Source organism: Devosia beringensis (assembly GCF_014926585.1).
GTDB lineage: Bacteria > Pseudomonadota > Alphaproteobacteria > Rhizobiales > Devosiaceae > Devosia > Devosia beringensis.
This window is the reverse complement of sequence record NZ_CP045422.1, coordinates 1,394,570-1,412,696: the sequence shown is the minus strand read 5'-3', so window position 1 is coordinate 1,412,696 and position 18,127 is coordinate 1,394,570. Positions and strand designations below refer to the sequence as shown.

The window sequence follows — 18,127 nt, the reverse complement described above, 5'->3', positions numbered from 1 at the left end:
CTCAAGGGTAAGACCCGCTCATGTTGAATTACATTCTGCGCAGAATTGCGCTGATCGTGCCGACCGTCATCGGCATTTCCCTCTGCGCCTTCTTTTTTGTCCGCGTGCTGCCGGGCGACCCGATCCTGGCCATGGCCGGACAACACGGCGTCACGCCTGAGCGCTACGAAATCCTGCGCGAGCAGTTCGGCTACAACCTGCCGATCTGGCAGCAATATCTCAATTACCTGGGCTCCGTGCTGCAGGGCAATTTCGGCATCTCGCTGGCCACCAAGCGCCCGGTGCTGACCGAGTTCATGACGCTGTTCCCCGCCACCATCGAACTGGCCCTCGTGGCCATGATCTTTGCCATCGTCGTCGGCATTCCCGCCGGCATCTTCGCGGCGGTCAAGCGCGGCTCCTGGTTCGATCAGGTCACCATGGGCGTGGCGCTCACCGGCTATTCGATGCCCATCTTCTGGTGGGGCCTGCTGCTGATCATCTTCTTTTCCGGCTATCTGGGCTGGACGCCGGTCTCGGGGCGCATCTCGCTGACCTTCTTCCTGCGGCCCATTACCGGCTTCATGCTGGTCGATACCCTGCTCTATGGCAACTGGCCCGCCTTCGTCTCGGCGCTGCGCCACCTGATCCTCCCGGCGGTCGTGCTGGGCACCATCCCACTGGCCGTTATCGCCCGCCAGACCCGGTCGGCCATGCTCGAAGTGCTGGGCGAGGATTATGTCCGCACCGCGCGGGCCAAGGGCCTGTCGCCACAGCGCGTGGTCAACGTTCACGCCTTGCGCAATGCGCTGATCCCGGTGATCACCACCATCGGCCTGCAGGTCGGCCTGCTGCTCGGCGGCGCCATCCTCACCGAAACCATCTTCTCCTGGCCGGGCATCGGCAAGTGGATGATCGATTCAATCTCCAAGCGCGACTATGTCGTGGTGCAGTCGGGCCTGTTGCTCATTGCGCTCATCGTCATGGCCGTCAACCTGCTCGTCGATGTGCTCTATGCCGTCATCAATCCGCGCATCAGGGTGAAATAAATGAGCCAGACCCAAGTCACCCCCGCGCCCGTCAAAGAAAATTTCGGCGCCGGTTTTCGCGAATTCTGGCATTATTTTGCCGTCAACCGCGGTGCGGTCATCGGGCTGGTGGTATTTGCGCTGCTCGTCCTGGTCGCCATCTTCGCGCCCCTGATCGCGCCGCACTCGCCCGACCAGCAATACCGTGACGCCATCCTGACGCCGCCCATCTGGGACGCGCTGGGGGATCCGCGCTTCCTGCTCGGCACCGACCCGGTCGGCCGCGACATGCTCAGCCGGTTGATCCATGGCGCCCGCTATTCCCTGTTCATCGGCCTTTTCGTGGTGGTCGGCGCCGCCTCTGTCGGCGTCATCCTGGGCGTGCTGGCCGGCTATTTCGGCGGCTGGGTCGACGCCATGATCATGCGCGTCATGGACATCATCCTGGCCTTCCCCTCGCTGCTGCTGGCGCTCGTGCTGGTCGCCATTCTGGGGCCAGGCCTGTTCAACGCCATGGTGGCCATCGCCATTGTCCTGCAGCCGCACTTTGCCAGACTGGTGCGCGCCGCCGTCATGGCCGAAAAGAGCCGTGAATATGTGACGGCCGCCAAACTGTCCGGCGCCAGCCACTTCCGGCTGATGCTGATCACCATCCTGCCCAACTGCCTGGGCCCGCTGATCGTCCAGGCGACGCTGAGCTTTTCCAATGCCATTCTCGATGCCGCTGCGCTCGGCTTTCTCGGCATGGGCGCCCAGCCACCCACCCCCGAATGGGGCACCATGCTGGCGACGGCCCGCGAATTCATCCTGCGCGCCCCCTGGGTGGTGACCTTTCCGGGTCTGGCCATCCTGATCACCGTGCTCGCCATCAACCTGATCGGCGACGGCATGCGGGACGCACTCGATCCCAAACTCAAGAGGAGCTGAGCCATGGCCCTGCTTGAAATCCGCAATCTGACTGTCTCCTTCGATACCTCCATCGGCCTGTTCAAGGCTGTCGATGGCATCGATATCTCCGTCGACGCCCGCGAAGTGCTGGCCATTGTCGGGGAATCCGGTTCCGGCAAGTCCGTGGCCATGCTGGCGGTGATGGGGCTGCTGCCCTCGACCGCCACCGTCACCGCCGACAAGATGGAATTTGAAGGCCTCGACCTGCTCACCATGAGCGCTGCCGACAAGCGCAGGATCATCGGCAAGGATATTGCCATGATCTTCCAGGAGCCCGTGGCGAGCCTGAACCCCTGCTTCACCATCGGCTTCCAGATCGAGGAAGTGCTGGGCATGCATCTGGGCCTGCACGGCCGGGCCGCCCGCGACCGGGCCGTGGAACTGCTCAGGCTGGTCGGCATCAACGATGGTGCCGATCGCCTCGGCGCCTTCCCCCACCAGCTGAGCGGTGGCCAGTGCCAGCGCGTCATGATCGCCATGGCGATTTCCTGCAATCCCAAGCTGCTGATCGCCGACGAGCCGACCACCGCGCTCGACGTGACCATCCAGAAGCAGATCCTTGATCTGCTGGTGCGGCTGCAGGCCGAGCATGGCATGGGCCTGATCATGATCACCCATGACATGGGCGTGGTGGCCGAGACGGCCGATCGCGTCATCGTCCAGTACAAGGGCCGCAAGATGGAGGAGGCCGACGTGCTCTCCCTGTTCGAAGCCCCTCAATCCAACTACACGCGGGCCCTGCTGTCGGCGCTGCCGGAAAACGCCGTGGGCGATCGCCTGCCCACCGTTTCCGACTTCGTCTTCGAACCGGCGCCGGGAGTACACTGATGGCCACGCCCGTCCTCGAAGTCCGCAACCTCACGCGCGACTATGTCTCTTCCGGCGGCTTCCTGCGCCCGGCCAAGGTGGTGCATGCCGTCAAGGGCGTGAACTTCACCCTGGCCAAGGGCAAGACGCTGGCCGTGGTCGGCGAAAGCGGCTGCGGCAAGTCCACGCTGGCCCGCATGATCACGCTGATCGATCCAGCCACCGCTGGCGATATCGTGATCGATGGCGTCCCGGTCGACACCAGGCATGTCAGTCGCGAAATGCGCCAGAAGGTGCAGATCGTCTTCCAGAACCCCTACGGCTCGCTCAATCCGCGCCAGAAGATCGGCGATGTGCTGGCCGAGCCGCTGCTGCTCAATACCAAGATGTCGGCCGCCGAGCGACGCGACAAGGCCATGGCCATGCTGACCAAGGTCGGCCTCGCCCCCGAGCACTTCAACCGCTACCCGCATATGTTCTCGGGCGGCCAGCGCCAGCGCATCGCCATCGCCCGGGCGCTGATGCTCAATCCGAGCTTTCTCGTGCTCGACGAACCGGTCTCGGCGCTCGACCTGTCGGTCCAGGCGCAGATCCTCAACCTGCTCAAGGACCTGCAGGACGAGTTTGGCCTGACCTATGTCTTCATCAGCCATGATCTCAGCGTCGTGCGCTACATCGCTGACGAGGTGATGGTGATGTATTATGGCGACGTCGTCGAGCATGGCAGCCGCCAGGCCGTCTTCGACAATCCCCAGCACGACTATACCAAGACGCTGTTTGCGGCGACGCCCAAGTCGGACGTGGCCTCCATTCGTCGCCGCGTCGAGGCCAAGGCCGCGCTTTCGGCATGAAGTCAGCCCGCGCATGGAGCCGCCCGGCGGCTTCATGCGTTGCGCTCCCATGACCGATGACAACCAATCCCAGCGCGCCCTGCAGTCCGATCGCGGGCGCCACGCCTTTACGCCGTCCGCCATCCCCTGGCGGGGCTGGAAGGACATCGTCTATCGCCTCTATGTCGGCTTCAACGAGAACCGCATTCTGCTGACGGCCGCCGGCGTCAGCTTCTTCCTGCTGCTGGCGCTGGCCCCCTCGCTCAGTCTCTTCGTCTCGCTCTATGGCCTGCTCAACAATCCCGCCGGCGTGGTCGAGCAGCTCAACCTGCTCGTCGGCATCGTGCCCGATGGTGGCCTCGATATCGTGCGCGAGCAATTGGTGCGGCTGACCACCGAGGACGAACGCTCGCTGGGGATCACCCTGCTGGTGTCGCTCGCCATTGCCCTCTGGGGCGCCGGCGCGGGCATCAAGGCACTGTTTGAGGCCATGAATGTGGTCTATGGCGAGCAGGAAAAGCGCAACTTCTTTGCCGTCAACCTGCTGGCGCTGATCTTCCTGCTCGGTGGCCTGGTGCTCACCATCGTCATGCTCAGCGTCGTGCTGGTGCTGCCGGTGGTGCTCAGCCTGCTCTGGCTGTCGCGCTATGACTGGATCGTGCAGCTGGGCGCCTATGCCGTGCTGCTGGCCTTCCTGCTGCTGGCGGTGTCGGCGCTCTATCGCTGGGGCCCGAGCCGGCAGGAGGCGCGCTGGCGCTGGGTGACGCCGGGCAGTGCCTTTGCCGCTTTGGGCATCATGGCCGCCTCGGTGCTGTTTTCCTGGTACGCCGCCAATTTTTCCAACTACAGCGCCACCTATGGCTCGCTCGGCGCCGTGGTCGGCATGCTGACCTGGATCTGGCTGTCGGTCACCATCATCATTCTGGGCGGCTCGCTCAATTCCGAGATCGAGCACCAGACCGCCGAGGATTCCACCACCGGGGCGGCCCAGCCGCTCGGCGAACGCGGTGCCTTCGTCGCCGACACGGTGGGCGAACGCTGGCCGGCGCGAGGCGGCGGCACCGTGTCCGAGGCGCCGCCGGCCGAGCAACCGCCAGAACCGACCGGCAGCGCCACCTGAGCTAGACGCTGACGCGCTTGCCGTCGCGCGAGGAGGCCAGCAGCGCCTCGATCAGGCGGTGCACATGCAGCGCGCTATGGCCGGTCGAGACCGGCTGCCGGCCATGGCGGACGGCGTCGGCGAACTCGGCGATCTGGGCGGCATGCCAGTCGAAGGGGAATGCCATCGGGTCGGCACCGCCGCCGCCCTCGCTGGCCTCGCCCTCGGTGATGATGTCGCCATTGCGCAGGCGCACCGTCAGGTTGCCGGCGGTCAGCGTGGCTGCGGCATCGGCGAAGTTCAGCGTCAGGCTTTCCGGCCCGCCGGGGAAATTGGCGGTGGTCGCCATCATCGCCCCGACCGCGCCATTGGCGAAGTCGAGCCCGGCCGTCACGAAGTCCTCGGTCTCCATCTGGTGCAGCCGGGTCGTCCGGGCCATGGCGGTCACCGCCTCGACGGGTCCGCAGAGGCTGAGCATCAGGTCGAGCGAGTGAATGGCCTGGGTGATCAGCACCCCGCCGCCATCCTGGGCCAGCGTGCCGCGGCCGGGCTGGTCGTAATAGCCCTGTTGCGGCCGCCACCATGGCACCACCAGATGCACGGTCTCGAGCCGGCCATAGCGCCCGTCGGCAATGGCTTCGGCCAGGAAGCGCGAGGCGCGGCGGAAGCGGTGCTGGAAGATGACGCCCAGCGTGACATTGGCGGCGTCGCACAGCCCGACGATGCGCTCGGCGGCGGCCACGCTGCGTTCAACTGGCTTTTCCAGCAGCACATGCTTGCCGGCCCGGGCCGCGGCGGCGACGATCTCCTCGCGCGCATTGGGCGGCGTCAGCACCAGCACGGCGTCGAGCCGCGGATCGGCCAGAAGGGCCTCGTAGCTCTCGGCGGCAGGGAAACCATAGGTGGTGCAGAAGCTCTCGAGCTCGGCCCGGTTGCGGCGATAGACGCCCAGCACGGCGATGCTGTCGGCCAGCGATTGCAGCGCCAGGCCATGCGGTTTGGCCCCCATGCCAGCGCCGATCACCCCGATGGCAAAGCGCCCCTGTTCGTCACTCATGCCGGTTCTCCTGCCTGCCGCCTGTCTGGCCCGATCAATGGACCATGAGGGGTGCTTTGAGAAGGGGTCAGGACGCCTTGCGCCAGGATTGTGCGCTCAGGAAGACTTCCAGATCGGCAGGATTGAGCGGCCGGGCGAAGGCGTAGCCTTGCAGGATGTCACAGCCCAGATCGCGCAGGATCGCGGCATGTTCCATGGTCTCGACGCCCTCGGCCACCACCTCGATGCCCATGGCCTTGCCGATATCGATGATCGAGGTGAGCAGGCGCCGCTGCGCCGGGTCGGTCAGGATGGGCATGATCAGCTGGCGGTCGATCTTGAGCCGGGTCGGGTGCAGCTTCTGCAGCGACACGATCGAGGCATAGCCGGTGCCGAAGTCATCGATCTCGACATCGATGCCGAGCTCCTTGATCTGCTCGATGTTCCAGCTGACGATGTCGTCCCCGTCGTCCAGATAGATCGACTCCACCAGTTCAAACGAGACGCGACCCGGCGCGATATCCAGTTTGCGCAGGCTGGTGATCAGCTCTTCGTCATGCAGGCGGCGCAGCGACACATTGACCGAGGCGCGCGGCACCCCAAGGCCCATGCCATCCCAGCGGGCCAGGTCCGCCAGCGCCTGTTCCAGGATCAGCCGGTCGATGGTCGCCATGACATTGAGTTCTTCGGCGACCGGGATGAAGCTGTCCGGGGTCTTGATGCCCTCGGTCGGATGCCGCCAGCGGGCCAGGGCCTCCACGCCCACCAGGTCATGCGTCTGCGCGTCAAACTGCGGCTGGTAATAGGCGACGAATTCGTCGCGCTCGAGCCCGCTCAGGATCTCGTCGGCCACCCGCTTGGTATTGATCACTTCGGCCTGCAGCGCTTCGGAGAAGAATTCGTAGCAGTTGCGACCGCGTGCCTTGGCCCGGTAGAGCGCGATATCGGCATTGATCAGCAATTGCCGGCCCTCAAGCGTGCTGACGCAGCCCCGCGCAATGCCGATGCTGACGCCGAACCGGCATTCATGCCCCTCATAGGGGACCGGCTGGCGCATGCGACGAACGATGCGGGCGGCCAGCGCCGCCAGATCCTCCTGGCTGTCATTGGCGGTGGTGAGCACCACGAATTCGTCGCCCCCGATGCGGGCGACGAAATCGCCGTCCCGGCATTTGGCGCGCAGCACCGCGCTGGCATGGATCAGCATGGCGTCGCCGGCCGCGTGCCCGAGCGTGTCATTGATCTGCTTGAAGCGGTCGAGATCGATATGCAGCAGGGCGATGGACTGGTCGGCGCCAAAGCCCCGTCCGGCCAGGCCCTGCAGGATTTCGTCGAGATAGCGCCGATTGGGCAGGCCGGTCAGGCTGTCATGCAGGGCATTGTGTTCGATGCGCACCCGCGCCGTCTCGAGCTCGGCATTGCGCGCCTGCGTCGTCGCCGTGGCCTGCTTGAGCTCGAGATTGAGTTCGACATCGGTCGTCACGTCCCAGTTGATGCCCAGGATACGCGGGTTGCAGTCCGGATCGCTATAGACCGCGCCGATCGAGCGCAGATGGCGCACCGTGCCGTCGCCATGCACGCTGCGGAAGGTGGACTCATAGCGTCCCGTGGCGATGCCCCGCGCAAAGTCGTCCTCGGCTTGCGCCAGGTCATCGGCATGCAGCGCCTGCCGCCAGTCCAGATAGCTGCGCGGGCCGCCATCGGTGGCCAGCCCATAGAGCTGGTTCATGCGGTCGTCCCATACCAGGTCCTTGGTCACCGCATCCATTTCCCAGACGCCGATCCGGGAAATGCCCAGCGCCAGGTCGAGCCGCCGGGTCACTCGCGTCAGATCGGCCTCGCGCCGCTTGACGGCACGGAAGTGCCGGTTGCGTTCACCCATCAGACAGCCGGTGATGACGATCGGCACCAGGATCAGGATACCGGCGGCCGCAATCGCCAGGCGGAACAGCCAGTTGTCGCCGGTGGCGGCGGCCCAGCCGCCCTTGGGCACGGCCGCGATGATCCAGGTGCCATGCGGCAGCGAGACCTCGGCCGTGACCGGCTCCTCGTCGCTGAGATCACGTCCGAAGAAGGGCGTCATCCCGCCCGCGACGGCCAGCGACACGTCGACGCCCAGCGCCGGATTGGTCAGGTCGCTGTCGGCATAGAGCGCGTCCATGTCGACGACGGCCGAGACCAGTCCCCAGAACTGGCGGCCGTCCGGGCTGTCGGTAAAGACCGGGAAGCGGCCGATAAAGCCCCGCCCGCCCTGTACCAGGTCGACCGGCCCCGCCAGGACCAGCCGGCCGGTATCGCGCGCCAGCAGGGCGGCGCCCCGTTGCGCCGGGTTGGTCAGATAATTGAGGCCGATGGCCCCTTCATTGCCGGCAAGCGGATAGGTCGTGGTAACGACCAGATCAGGCGCCAGCGCGACCGAGCGCAACTGGCTCTGTTCCTCGAACAGCCGGCTTGCCAGGGCGGCGAACCGCTCCGGAGTCATGGTCGTCTGTTCGGTGGAAATGGTCGACACCAGCCCGCGCACCAGCTGGATATTGGCGGTGATATTGCCCTCGACCTTGGCCCGGATCAGCGCCAGTTCCGCCAGCACCCTGGCCTGGGCCCGCTCCCGGGCCAGGGTTGTATTCTGCAGGTCCAGATAGACCCCGCCGATCAGCAGGACGATCAGCGCCAGCAGCGCCGGCAGCATGGTCTGCCGCAGCCAGCCATGATGGTCCCGTAACGTTGATTGATCCTTGGCCACGGCTGCCCAGTTCTAAAACGGTGCTGATCTCCGTTCACTGTGAGGCTCGCAGATTTAGGATTAATACCATCCGCCGCGGAATTTGTTCTGTTAGGTTAAGGCGCGGTTAATGGGGGCCGGTTTCGATCAGCGCCACGCCGGCCGCCTTGCACAGCCGGCGAAAGGCATCCGACGGGCAATGGTCGGTGACGAAGCTGCCGATCTGGTCGATACGGGCGATCCGCACCGGCGCGGTGCGGCTGAACTTGCCCTGGTCGGCGACCAGGATCACATGGCGCGCATTGGCGATAATGGCCTGAGCGACCTTGACCTCGCGATAGTCGAAGTCGAGCAGCGCGCCCTCTTCATCGAGCGCCGAGGCGCCGATCACCGCATAGTCCACCTTGAACTGCGAGAAGAAGCCGGCCGCCGCTTCCCCCACCACGCCGCCATCGGAGGGGCGCACCACACCGCCGGCAATAACCACCTCAAAGCGCGGATAGACCCGCATGCGGTTGGCGACATTAATGTTGTTGGTCACCACCATGAGCCCGGCATGGTCGAGCAGCGCCTGGCTCACCGCCTCGGTCGTGGTGCCGATATTGATGAACAGCGACGCATCATTGGGAATGAGCCTGGCCGCCGCCTCGCCGATGGCCTGCTTGGCCTCGGCGGCGATGCGGCGGCGCGCCTCATATTCCAGGTTCTCCACCCCCGAGGGCAGCCGCGCCCCGCCATGCACGCGGGTCAGCTGCCGCTGCTCGCACAACTGGTTGAGATCCTTGCGGATGGTCTGCACCGAGACGGCAAAATGGCGCGCCAGCGCCTCGACGCTGACGCCATGCTGCTGCCGCGCCAGTTCCAGGATCTGCCGATGGCGTTCGCCGCTATCGCTGGTCATTCAGGCCGGCTCGAAATCATGGGGACGCGCGGTGACGTCCACGAGGCCAGCGGCAAAGCGCCTGGCATTGCGCACATAGCCATCGGCCGATTTGCGCAGCCGCTCGATGGCGGCCCCGTCGAGGTCGCGGATCACCTTGCCCGGCGCACCCACCACCAGCGAGCCGTCGGGAATTTCCTTGCCCTCGGTGATCAAGGCACCGGCGCCAATCAGGCAGTTCTTGCCGATGCGCGCGCCATTGAGCACCGTAGCGCCCATGCCGATCAAGGTGTTGTCGCCAATGCTGCAGCCATGCAGCATGGCCTTGTGGCCGATGGTGCAACCCACGCCGATGGTCAGCGGAAAGCCCATATCGGTATGCAGCACCGTATTTTCCTGCACATTGCTGCGCGCGCCGATCGTGATGGCTTCATTGTCGCCCCGCGCCACCACGCCGAACCAGATGCCCGCCTCGGCATGCACGATCACCCTGCCGACCAGCACGGCGGTCGGGGCAATCCAGCCGACATCGGGGTCGATTTCCGGGGCCATGCCGTCCAGCGCATAGAGTGTCATCGCGTTCTCCTCATTTTATGCCATAGGCCTGGCGCATTTCGGCGATCTCGGCCAGCGTTTCGGCCAGTGCCGTCCAGTCGTCACGCTCGGCAATCGGTGCCCAGATCGCCTCGACCTCGTCAATCACCATGCTGCGCGGCTGTCGCCGCGCGAAATAGGGGTGACCCAGATTGACGTCGGCGCTGGGCTGATAGGCTTCAAGGGCGTCGGCCACCGGCCGGAAGGCATCGCTGGCGTAAAGCGCCGCCGATGGACTGCGGGCGGCGCGCTCGGCGCTCAGGCTGCCGCCGCGCCAGTCGAACAGGAACTGCTCATAGGGCGCCTGCGAGGCGCTGAGGAATTCAAAAAGGTCCGTGACGAAGGCGCCGTCGACCTCGGTGTCGCGCGGCACCAGCCCCAGCCGCCGCAGCATCTGCCGGGGCAGTTCGGCCCGGAAGATAGGCCACACGGTATTGAGCGCCGGCTCCAGCGCCTCGATGCTCGAGAGCGGCACCAGGCATTCGGCCAGCCGCGTCAGGTTCCAGGCCAGCGCATCGGGCTGCCGGCCAAAGCTGTAGAGCCCGGTCTCGTCGAAATAGGCGGCGGTGAAATCGGGGTCGTAGGTCGGGATGAAGCGCCACGGCCCATAGTCGAAGCTCTCCCCGGTTATGTTGATATTGTCGGTATTGAGCACGCCATGGACGAAACCGGCGGCAGTGTATTGCGCCCCGAGCCGGGCGACATTGGCCACCACCGCGCCCAGAAACGCCGCGGGCCGGTCGGCGGCATCCGCCAGCTCGGGATAATAGGTGGCAATGGCATAATCGAGCAATTGCTGCAGCCCGGCCGTGTCCTCGAGATAAGCCAGGCGCTGGAAGCTGCCGATGCGGATATGGCTATGGCTGAGCCGCACCAGGGCCGCCGCGCGGGTGGGCGAGGGCTCGTCGCCGCGCTGCAGCGCCTCCCCGGTTTCCACCAGCGACAGGCTCTTGGACGTATAGACGCCCATGGCCTCGAGCATTTCGCTGGCAAGGATTTCCCGCACGCCGCCCTTGAGCGTCAGCCTGCCATCGCCGCCGCGGGACCAGGGCGTGGTGCCCGTGCCCTTGGTGCCCAGATCGAGGAGACGACCGTCCTCGCGGTCAAAGCCCTGGGCGAACAGGAAGCCGCGGCCATCGCCCAGATCGGGATTGTAGCTGCGGAACTGGTGGCCGTGATAGCGCAGCGCCAGCGGCGCCGGCAGCGAGCCGGGCAGGGGCGCAAAGCGCCCGAAATGCTCAAGCCACTGGTCGTCGCTCAGGCCATTAAGCCCGATGCGGCGGGCCCAGCGCTGGTCGCGGTGGCGCAGCAGGGTTTGCGGGAAATCGGCGGGAGCGACGCGGTCATAGAACGCATCGCCCAGCGTCTCGTGATGGCGGGCGGGCTTGAAATCAGACATGGGCCAAGGCTATCACAGCCGCTCCTATTCGCCAGCGCGCAACCCTGCCTTTCCCGCAGGCGCCTAGCATCGCGCCGCAAATCGCCCTATATCCAGCCATGATGACACTCCAGACCGAACTGCTGCACCTCACCCCGTTCCAGGCGGTGATCTTTGATATGGACGGCACGCTGCTCGATACCGAGGCCGTGTTCCGCACCATCGTCTTTGAGGTCTGCGACGAGCTCGGCTTCCCCATGACCGACGATGTCCACCTCTCCATGGTCGGCGGCAGCCATGAGCGCACCAACCAGTTGCTGGTGGAAGCCTATGGCGTGACCTTCCCCTATACCCTGTTCGACCAGCGGTGCCGCGTGATCATGGGCGAGCGCAGCCATGCCGGCGTGCCGGTCAAGCCCGGCGCCCGTGAACTGGTGCTCGAGCTGCGCGAGCGCGGCATTCCCACGGCGGTGGCGACCTCCTCGCGCCAGCCCCATGCCCATACCCATCTGGGGGCGGCCGGGCTGCTCGAGCTGTTCGACACCATCGTCACCCGCGATGACGTCACCAATCCCAAGCCGCATCCCGAACCCTATCTGACCGCGGCAAAACGCCTGGGCATCGAACCGGTGCATTGCCTGGCGCTCGAGGACAGCCATGCCGGCGTGCGCGCCGCCCATGCCGCCGGCATGCAGACCGTTATGGTGCCCGACCTGGTCCATCCCAGCGAGGAGATTCGCGCCCTGGGCATTGCGGTCATGGAGAGCCTCAACCACGTCCGCCAGGCCGCTTTCCGCCACCGCTGAACCGGGCGCCGATCGGCTGTCGCCTTCCAAGCCCTGGCCTCGGCCGGGGATTTTCCATATCGGCAATTGTTAACCTCTTGGGCTCCCCACGAATCGTGCCGGGGCTCCGTAAACTTTTAGCTATCCTGCCCACACCCCCTTCACCACGCAGCAAGGCCTTGTCTTTCAAGGGTTTTCATCTGCCGGCGGGTAGATTAACCCTAACTTAAGAAGCTAACGGCTATAGTTAATCAGTCGTAAATTCTGACTTCCCACCACGGCCAAGCTTGGCTAGGGTGCGCGGGAAGTGACCAAGGGCCCGTCAGCGGGTCCGGACGAAGGTGCACCGGATATGACCGGATGCGCCCAGGGGTAAGGACGGGGCATGACGAAAACCTGGCAGCTCAAAGCTGTACGTGCTCTCTCGCATGTACTTGCCCTCTGCGCCGTGGCGCTCGTGCTGTTCGTGACCCTCGTCCCTGCCCAGGCAGAATCGCTTAAACTGGCTGCCGTTTCCCCTCTTCCCGTCCCCGCCGACCTTGTCGTGCTGCGCGCCCAGCCCGCCATCGGGCCGACCCTGGTGCCACTGGCGCCGGGCGCACAGCCACTCACGCCCGCTCTGCTGGCCAATTACGTCGCCCGGCAGCAGGTACTGCAGGCCGTCGACGTGCTCGGCATTGCCGCGCCCCGCCCGCTCAATGAAGATGTGCTGATGGGCTACATCGCCCGCGGCACCCTCACCGACAATAGCGCCGTCTCAGCCCTGGCCAGCTTCGCCGCCGCCCCGGTGACCCCGCAGCCCGCGCTCAATACCGCGTCGCTGGCCGCCTATATCGAGACCGGCTACCAGCCGATGAGCAAGCGCCTCGAACTGGCCGATGCCGAGCGCAACTGCCTGGCCCAGGCCATCTATCACGAAGCGCGCGGCGAAAGCGCTGCTGGCCAGCTGGCCGTGGCCAATGTCATCGTCAACCGCGCCCGCTCCAGCAAATTCCCCTCGACCCTGTGTGGTGTCATCTACCAGAACGCCGAAAAGGGCTTCCATCGCTGCCAGTTCACCTTTGCCTGTGACGGCCGCACCGATGCACCCGGCGAACGCAGCGCCTGGAACCGTTCGGCGGCGCTGGCCGAGACGGTCTATGCCGAATTCGCCACCGGCGAAGCGGTGGGCGCCGTGCCGCGCTCGGCCCTCTTCTACCACACCACCAATGTCCGGCCGAACTGGGCCAATACCTATAATGCCGTCGCCCAGATCGGCTCGCACATCTTCTACTCGCCCAACTAGGCGCTCTCTCCGAACATCATGACATGACAAAGCTCCGCACGGCCCGTGGGCCTGCGGCTGCGACAGGGGGCGAGATGCGCCCGGTGCCGGTCGTCCGGCAGATTGGTAGAGGTGGGTCACACCGCGCCCCATGCCATCTCGGCGACTCTGACGGCTCGGAGAGATGCGAGGGTGCGGCTTCCTCTCCCGTTCACGGGAGAGAGGACCACGCGGAGCGTGGTGGAGAGGGGAGCCACAGGCGCGAAACCGTGGTTCGATCGTGCAATATCCATTGACGTGGTGGGTGTGGCTCCCCCCTCCACCGCCTATTGGCGGTCCCCCTCCCCCGTGAACGGGGGAGGAAAGCCGGTGCGCCGGACGGCAACCCTCGCCTATTCCGCAGCCTGGGCCAGTCGCGGCCCCGGCGCTGCATTGGCGGCCTCGCCGAACTTCTCGAAATTGGCGCGGAATAGCCCGGCCAGGTGCATCGCCTGGCGGTCATAGGCGTCGGCATCGGCCCAGGTGAGGCGCGGCGTGAGCAGCTTGGCTGCAATGCCGGGCACGGTGACCGGGACCTCAAAGCCAAACAGTTCGTCGGTCCGCATCTCCACATCGTCCAGCTCGCCGTTGAGCGCTGCGCTGAGCAGGCGTCGGGTCGAGGCGATATCGATGCGCTTGCCCACGCCATGGCCGCCGCCGGTCCAGCCGGTATTGATCAGCCAGGCAGAGGCGCCGCTGCTGGAGAGTTTTTCGGCCAGCATGTCGCCATAGACCGTGGGGTGCAGCGGCATGAAGGGCGCGCCGAAGCAGGCCGAAAAGGTCGCCTGCGGCTCGGTCACGCCGCGCTCGGTGCCGGCGACCTTGGCGGTATAACCCGAGAGGAAATGGTAGACCGCCTGTTCCGGCGTCAGCCGGGCAATCGGCGGCAGCACGCCAAAGGCGTCGGCGGTGAGGAAGACGACGGTGCGCGGCGTGCCGCCCATGCTGCCCTTGGCAATGGCCGGCAGCACATGGATGGGATAGGCCGCGCGGGTATTTTCCGTCAGCGAGACATCGTCGAAATCGGGCACATGGGCTTCGTCGAGCACGACATTTTCCAGCACCGTGCCGAAGCGCCTGGTGGCGGCAAAGATCTCCGGCTCGGCCGTGGCGCTCAGCTTGATGGTCTTGGCATAGCACCCGCCTTCGAGGTTGAAGACGCCATCTTCGCTCCAGCCATGCTCGTCATCGCCGATCAGCGGGCGCGCCGGATCATTGGAAAGCGTGGTCTTGCCCGTGCCCGACAGGCCAAAGAACAGGGCCGCCTCGCCGTCCTGCCCGAGATTGGCCGAGCAGTGCATGGGCAGCACGCCCTGGCGTGGCGCGTGGAAGTTGAACAGGGAGAAGACGCTCTTCTTGATTTCGCCGGCATAGGAGGTGCCGGCAATGATGACGAGGTTCCGGCTCATGTCGAGCGCGATCACCGTGGCGCTGCGGCTGCCATGGCGGGCCGGGTCGGCCTGGAATGCCGGGGCATGCACGATGGTGACGGGCGTGGGATTGCTGCCGGTCGGCACCATCTCGCCGGGCCGGATCAACAGGTTGCGGATGAACAGAGCGTGCCAGGCGCTGGGCGTCAGCACGGTCACGCCATATTGGTGGCGCGGATCGGCCCCGGCCAGCAGGTCCTGGCGGAAGAGGCTCAGGCCCCCCATGGCCGCTACCACGTCCGCCAGCAGCAGGTCGAAATGGTCCGGGCTCATGGCGCCCGCATTGTCCCACCACACGCTGGCGCTGGTCAGGGCGTCGCGCACGATAAACTTGTCCTTGGGTGAGCGGCCGGTAAAGGCGCCGGTGCGCACCGAAACCGCGCCATCGGCGGTGAGCACGCCTTCCTCGCCCTGCATGGCCCGTGCAACCAGTACCGGTGCGATGGCATTGTGGGACATCGAGCCGGCGCGTGCCGCCACTGTGCTTCTCAGGCTTTCATGATCGAACATGACCAACTCCGTCGCGGCCCAGCCTATTGCCGTCCGCCTTGGCCGGTAAAATAGCGGCGCAACCGGACCGCCCACCATCGGGAAATCGGTCGTAAGACGGAAGTTGCATCGCACTCTCGCGGGGCCTGTGCAGCAAGTCTAAGGTTGTACGCTCCTTGGCCGCGCCTTAATTAATGCGTAATTGTCGCCTGCAAGCAGCTATAACGGTCGCTCTGACCGTCACGTTTGCCAGCGTCCAAACAAGAAAGGCAGTTCATGCCCAAGATCGCTCTCGTCGATGACGACCGCAATATTCTCACTTCAGTGTCCCTGGCACTGGAGGCCGAAGGCTATCAGGTCGCCACCTATACCGACGGTGCCTCGGGTCTGGAGGGTCTGACCACCGACCGGCCGGATCTGGCCATTCTCGATATCAAGATGCCGCGCATGGATGGCATGGAACTGCTGCGCCGCCTGCGTCAGAAGTCCGACATCCCGGTGATCTTCCTCACCTCCAAGGACGAAGAGATCGACGAGCTGTTTGGCCTCAAGATGGGCGCCGACGATTTCATCACCAAGCCGTTCAGCCAGCGCCTGCTGGTCGAACGCGTCAAGGCCATCCTGCGCCGCTCGGCGCCGCGCGATCCGTCGGCACCCGCCGGCACCGCGCTCGAGGCCGGTGGCGGCAAGGCGCTGATCGAGCGCGGCGCCCTGGTCATGGACGAAGAGCGCCATACCTGCACCTGGAACGGCCAGCGCGTGACCCTGACAGTCACCGAATTCCTCATCCTGCAGTCGCTGGCCCTGCGGCCCGGCGTCGTCAAGTCGCGCAATGCGCTGATGGATGCGGCCTATGACGACCAGGTTTATGTCGATGACCGCACCATCGACAGCCACATCAAGCGCCTGCGTAAGAAGTTCAAGGCGACCGATGACGACTTCGAAATGATCGAGACGCTCTATGGCGTCGGCTACCGCTTCAAGGAGCAATAGGCACCACTGTGGCTATTCTGGACTCCGATCGCCCGCACCAGCCCGACGCTGCCGCCGAATGGCGCGCGGCGGGCGCGGGCGAGGATGCCCCGTCGCCGGCCGAGACGCCGCGCGCCGGTCGCCGCTGGCGCCTGCTGGTGGCCCCCTTCTACAAGCTGGCCGGGGCCATCAGCCGCTTTCTCGACCTGACCATCTTTGCCAGCCTGACGCGCCGCATCATCGTGCTCAACATGGCGGGCCTCTTGGTGCTGGTGGTGGGCATTCTCTATCTCAACCAGTGGCGTGCCGGGCTCATCGATGCCCGCGTACAGTCGCTGCGCGTGCAGGGCGAGATCATCGCCGCCGCCGTGGCCGCTTCGGCGACGGTGGATAGCGACGTCATCTCGATCAATCCCGACCGCCTGCTGCAATTGCAGGGCGACGGCTCGGTCTCCTCGCTCTCCTACTACGATCCGACGCTCGAATTCCCCATCAATCCCGAGCGGGTCGCGCCGCTGCTGCGCAACCTCATCACCCCCACCCGGACCCGCGCCCGCATCTACGACCAGGGCGGGCTGATGATCCTGGACAGCGACAATATCTATGCCCGCGGCGAGGTCATGCGGCAGATCATCGAGACCAAGCAGGCAGATGAGTTCTTCCTCTGGGACTGGTGGAATGCCGTGCTCAACTGGGTACCGGGCGACAATTTCCCCAAATACCAGGAATATGGCGTCGACGAGGGCGCCCGCTATCCCGAGGTCGCCTCGGCTTTGCAGGGCGCGGCCGCAGATTTCGTCCGCGTCGACGGCCAGAACCAGCTCGTGGTTTCGGTCGCCGTGCCGGTGCAGCGCGTGCGCGCCGTGGTCGGCGCCATCCTGCTCTCGACGGCGCCGGGCGACATCGATTCCATCGTTGCCCAGGAGCGCTGGAGCATCCTGCGCATCGCCCTGATTGCCGCGGCCGTGCAGATCGTGCTGTCCTTTGCCCTGGCCGGCACCATTGCCGGGCCGATGCGCCGCCTGTCGGAAGCCGCCGAGCGGGTGCAGACCGCCGGCAATGCCCGCGCCGAAATCCCCGATTTCACCGATCGGCCAGACGAGATCGGCCATCTCAGCGACGCCTTCCGCCGCATGACCGACGGGCTCTACAACCGCATCGAGGCCATCGAGCGTTTCGCTGCCGACGTCGCCCACGAGCTCAAGAACCCGCTGACCTCACTGCGCAGCGCCGTCGAGACCCTGCCCCTGGCCAAGCGCCCGGAAGACCGCGAGCGGCTCAATGCCATCATCCAGCACGACGTCAAGCGCCTCGACCGGCTGATCACTGACATCTCCAGCGCCAGCCGGCTCGACGCCGAACTGGCCCGCGAAACCGCCGAACGCGTCGATGTCGAAAAGCTCGCCGAAGCCATCGTCTCGATCCAGAAGGACATGGCCCTCGGTCGCGGCGTCACCGTGGTCATGGACAAGCGCAGCGGCAAGGGCGCGGCCATCACCAATGGCCATGAAAGCCGGCTGGCGCAGGTCTTTGCCAACCTGATCGACAATGCCGTCTCGTTCTCGCCCGAGGGCGGCGTGGTGCGCGTGGGGCTCAGCGTCGATGCCGACGATATCCGCATCACCGTGACCGACGAGGGCCGCGGCATTACCGGCGACTTCAACAAGATCTTCCAGCGCTTCTATACCGATCGCCCCGATACCGAGAGCTTCGGCGATCATTCGGGCCTTGGCCTGTCGATCAGCAAGCAGATCGTGGATGCCCACAAGGGCACCATCAAGGCTGCCAACCGTACAGATCGCTCCGGCGCGGTCTTCGCGGTTGTGTTACCGCGCGCACGCAAATAG

Annotated in this window: 15 protein-coding genes; 9 read left to right on the top strand and 6 right to left on the bottom strand. The window is 65.5% G+C overall.

The annotated features are described in order from the left end of the window. The first annotated feature begins 20 nt into the window (after positions 1 to 20). The 5 genes from GDR53_RS06830 to GDR53_RS06810 are packed head-to-tail and all read left to right on the top strand — an operon-like array spanning position 21 to position 4,712. A complete protein-coding gene (locus GDR53_RS06830; RefSeq protein WP_193337316.1) occupies positions 21 to 1,028 on the top strand; it encodes an ABC transporter permease subunit in 1,008 nt (335 codons plus the stop codon). Further along, the gene (locus tag GDR53_RS06825) at positions 1,029 to 1,934 is read left to right on the top strand and encodes an ABC transporter permease subunit (protein ID WP_193337315.1); all 906 of its coding nucleotides are present in this window, start codon (positions 1,029 to 1,031) and stop codon (positions 1,932 to 1,934) included. A 3-nt stretch (positions 1,935 to 1,937) separates the two neighbouring features. Then, positions 1,938 to 2,783: an ABC transporter ATP-binding protein gene (locus tag GDR53_RS06820; RefSeq protein WP_193337314.1), complete on the top strand. Its 846-nt coding sequence runs from the start codon at positions 1,938 to 1,940 to the stop codon at positions 2,781 to 2,783. Next, positions 2,783 to 3,613 (top strand): ABC transporter ATP-binding protein, encoded by an 831-nt coding sequence (locus tag GDR53_RS06815; protein WP_193337313.1) that lies wholly within the window; start codon positions 2,783 to 2,785, stop codon positions 3,611 to 3,613. The genes GDR53_RS06820 and GDR53_RS06815 overlap by 1 nt, the downstream gene beginning before the upstream one ends. A gap of 49 nt (positions 3,614 to 3,662) precedes the next feature. Then, complete coding sequence (locus GDR53_RS06810) at positions 3,663 to 4,712, top strand: YihY/virulence factor BrkB family protein (protein ID WP_193337312.1); 1,050 nt, start codon at positions 3,663 to 3,665, stop codon at positions 4,710 to 4,712. 1 nt (position 4,713) lies between these two features. Here GDR53_RS06810 and GDR53_RS06805 read toward each other — a convergent pair whose 3' ends face one another. The 5 genes from GDR53_RS06805 to GDR53_RS06785 form a co-directional block, all read right to left on the bottom strand. Next, positions 4,714 to 5,748 carry a Gfo/Idh/MocA family protein gene (locus GDR53_RS06805; RefSeq protein WP_193337311.1) on the bottom strand — a complete coding sequence of 345 codons (1,035 nt, stop codon included), beginning with the start codon at positions 5,746 to 5,748 and terminating at the stop codon, positions 4,714 to 4,716. Between the two features lie 67 nt (positions 5,749 to 5,815). Continuing rightward, the gene (locus GDR53_RS06800) at positions 5,816 to 8,470 is read right to left on the bottom strand and encodes a bifunctional diguanylate cyclase/phosphodiesterase (RefSeq protein WP_332872426.1); all 2,655 of its coding nucleotides are present in this window, start codon (positions 8,468 to 8,470) and stop codon (positions 5,816 to 5,818) included. A 106-nt stretch (positions 8,471 to 8,576) separates the two neighbouring features. Continuing rightward, positions 8,577 to 9,350: a DeoR/GlpR family DNA-binding transcription regulator gene (locus GDR53_RS06795; RefSeq protein ID WP_193337310.1), complete on the bottom strand. Its 774-nt coding sequence runs from the start codon at positions 9,348 to 9,350 to the stop codon at positions 8,577 to 8,579. Next, on the bottom strand, positions 9,351 to 9,905 hold the full coding sequence (locus tag GDR53_RS06790; protein WP_193337309.1) for a gamma carbonic anhydrase family protein: 555 nt from the start codon (positions 9,903 to 9,905) through the stop codon (positions 9,351 to 9,353). A gap of 10 nt (positions 9,906 to 9,915) precedes the next feature. After that, positions 9,916 to 11,322, bottom strand: coding sequence for a protein adenylyltransferase SelO (locus GDR53_RS06785; protein WP_193337308.1), 1,407 nt, complete (start codon positions 11,320 to 11,322; stop codon positions 9,916 to 9,918). Positions 11,323 to 11,423: 101 nt separating this feature from the next. Here GDR53_RS06785 and GDR53_RS06780 point away from each other — a divergent pair, with 101 nt between their 5' ends. Both GDR53_RS06780 and GDR53_RS06775 read left to right on the top strand, forming a co-directional pair. Then, on the top strand, positions 11,424 to 12,107 hold the full coding sequence (locus GDR53_RS06780) for an HAD family hydrolase (protein ID WP_193338001.1): 684 nt from the start codon (positions 11,424 to 11,426) through the stop codon (positions 12,105 to 12,107). Between the two features lie 364 nt (positions 12,108 to 12,471). Then, on the top strand, positions 12,472 to 13,371 hold the full coding sequence (locus tag GDR53_RS06775; RefSeq protein ID WP_193337307.1) for a cell wall hydrolase: 900 nt from the start codon (positions 12,472 to 12,474) through the stop codon (positions 13,369 to 13,371). Positions 13,372 to 13,742: 371 nt separating this feature from the next. On the opposite strand, the gene pckA is transcribed toward GDR53_RS06775, so the two are convergent. Further along, positions 13,743 to 15,329, bottom strand: coding sequence for a phosphoenolpyruvate carboxykinase (ATP) (gene pckA / locus GDR53_RS06770; RefSeq protein ID WP_193337306.1), 1,587 nt, complete (start codon positions 15,327 to 15,329; stop codon positions 13,743 to 13,745). A gap of 255 nt (positions 15,330 to 15,584) precedes the next feature. On the opposite strand from pckA, the gene GDR53_RS06765 reads away from it, so the two are divergent. Further along, positions 15,585 to 16,301 carry a response regulator transcription factor gene (locus GDR53_RS06765; protein ID WP_193337305.1) on the top strand — a complete coding sequence of 239 codons (717 nt, stop codon included), beginning with the start codon at positions 15,585 to 15,587 and terminating at the stop codon, positions 16,299 to 16,301. An 8-nt stretch (positions 16,302 to 16,309) separates the two neighbouring features. Next, complete coding sequence (locus GDR53_RS06760) at positions 16,310 to 18,127, top strand: sensor histidine kinase (RefSeq protein WP_232846751.1); 1,818 nt, start codon at positions 16,310 to 16,312, stop codon at positions 18,125 to 18,127.

Coding starts and splice junctions, on each gene's coding strand:
- GDR53_RS06815 (WP_193337313.1), top strand. CDS start 2,783: ATGGCCACGCCCGTCCTCGAAGTCCGCAACCTCACGCGCGACTATGTC.
- GDR53_RS06825 (WP_193337315.1), top strand. CDS start 1,029: ATGAGCCAGACCCAAGTCACCCCCGCGCCCGTCAAAGAAAATTTCGGC.
- GDR53_RS06775 (WP_193337307.1), top strand. CDS start 12,472: ATGACGAAAACCTGGCAGCTCAAAGCTGTACGTGCTCTCTCGCATGTA.
- GDR53_RS06805 (WP_193337311.1), bottom strand. CDS start 5,748: ATGAGTGACGAACAGGGGCGCTTTGCCATCGGGGTGATCGGCGCTGGC.
- GDR53_RS06780 (WP_193338001.1), top strand. CDS start 11,424: ATGACACTCCAGACCGAACTGCTGCACCTCACCCCGTTCCAGGCGGTG.
- GDR53_RS06810 (WP_193337312.1), top strand. CDS start 3,663: ATGACCGATGACAACCAATCCCAGCGCGCCCTGCAGTCCGATCGCGGG.
- GDR53_RS06790 (WP_193337309.1), bottom strand. CDS start 9,905: ATGACACTCTATGCGCTGGACGGCATGGCCCCGGAAATCGACCCCGAT.
- pckA (WP_193337306.1), bottom strand. CDS start 15,329: ATGTTCGATCATGAAAGCCTGAGAAGCACAGTGGCGGCACGCGCCGGC.
- GDR53_RS06785 (WP_193337308.1), bottom strand. CDS start 11,322: ATGTCTGATTTCAAGCCCGCCCGCCATCACGAGACGCTGGGCGATGCG.
- GDR53_RS06795 (WP_193337310.1), bottom strand. CDS start 9,350: ATGACCAGCGATAGCGGCGAACGCCATCGGCAGATCCTGGAACTGGCG.
- GDR53_RS06820 (WP_193337314.1), top strand. CDS start 1,938: ATGGCCCTGCTTGAAATCCGCAATCTGACTGTCTCCTTCGATACCTCC.
- GDR53_RS06765 (WP_193337305.1), top strand. CDS start 15,585: ATGCCCAAGATCGCTCTCGTCGATGACGACCGCAATATTCTCACTTCA.
- GDR53_RS06830 (WP_193337316.1), top strand. CDS start 21: ATGTTGAATTACATTCTGCGCAGAATTGCGCTGATCGTGCCGACCGTC.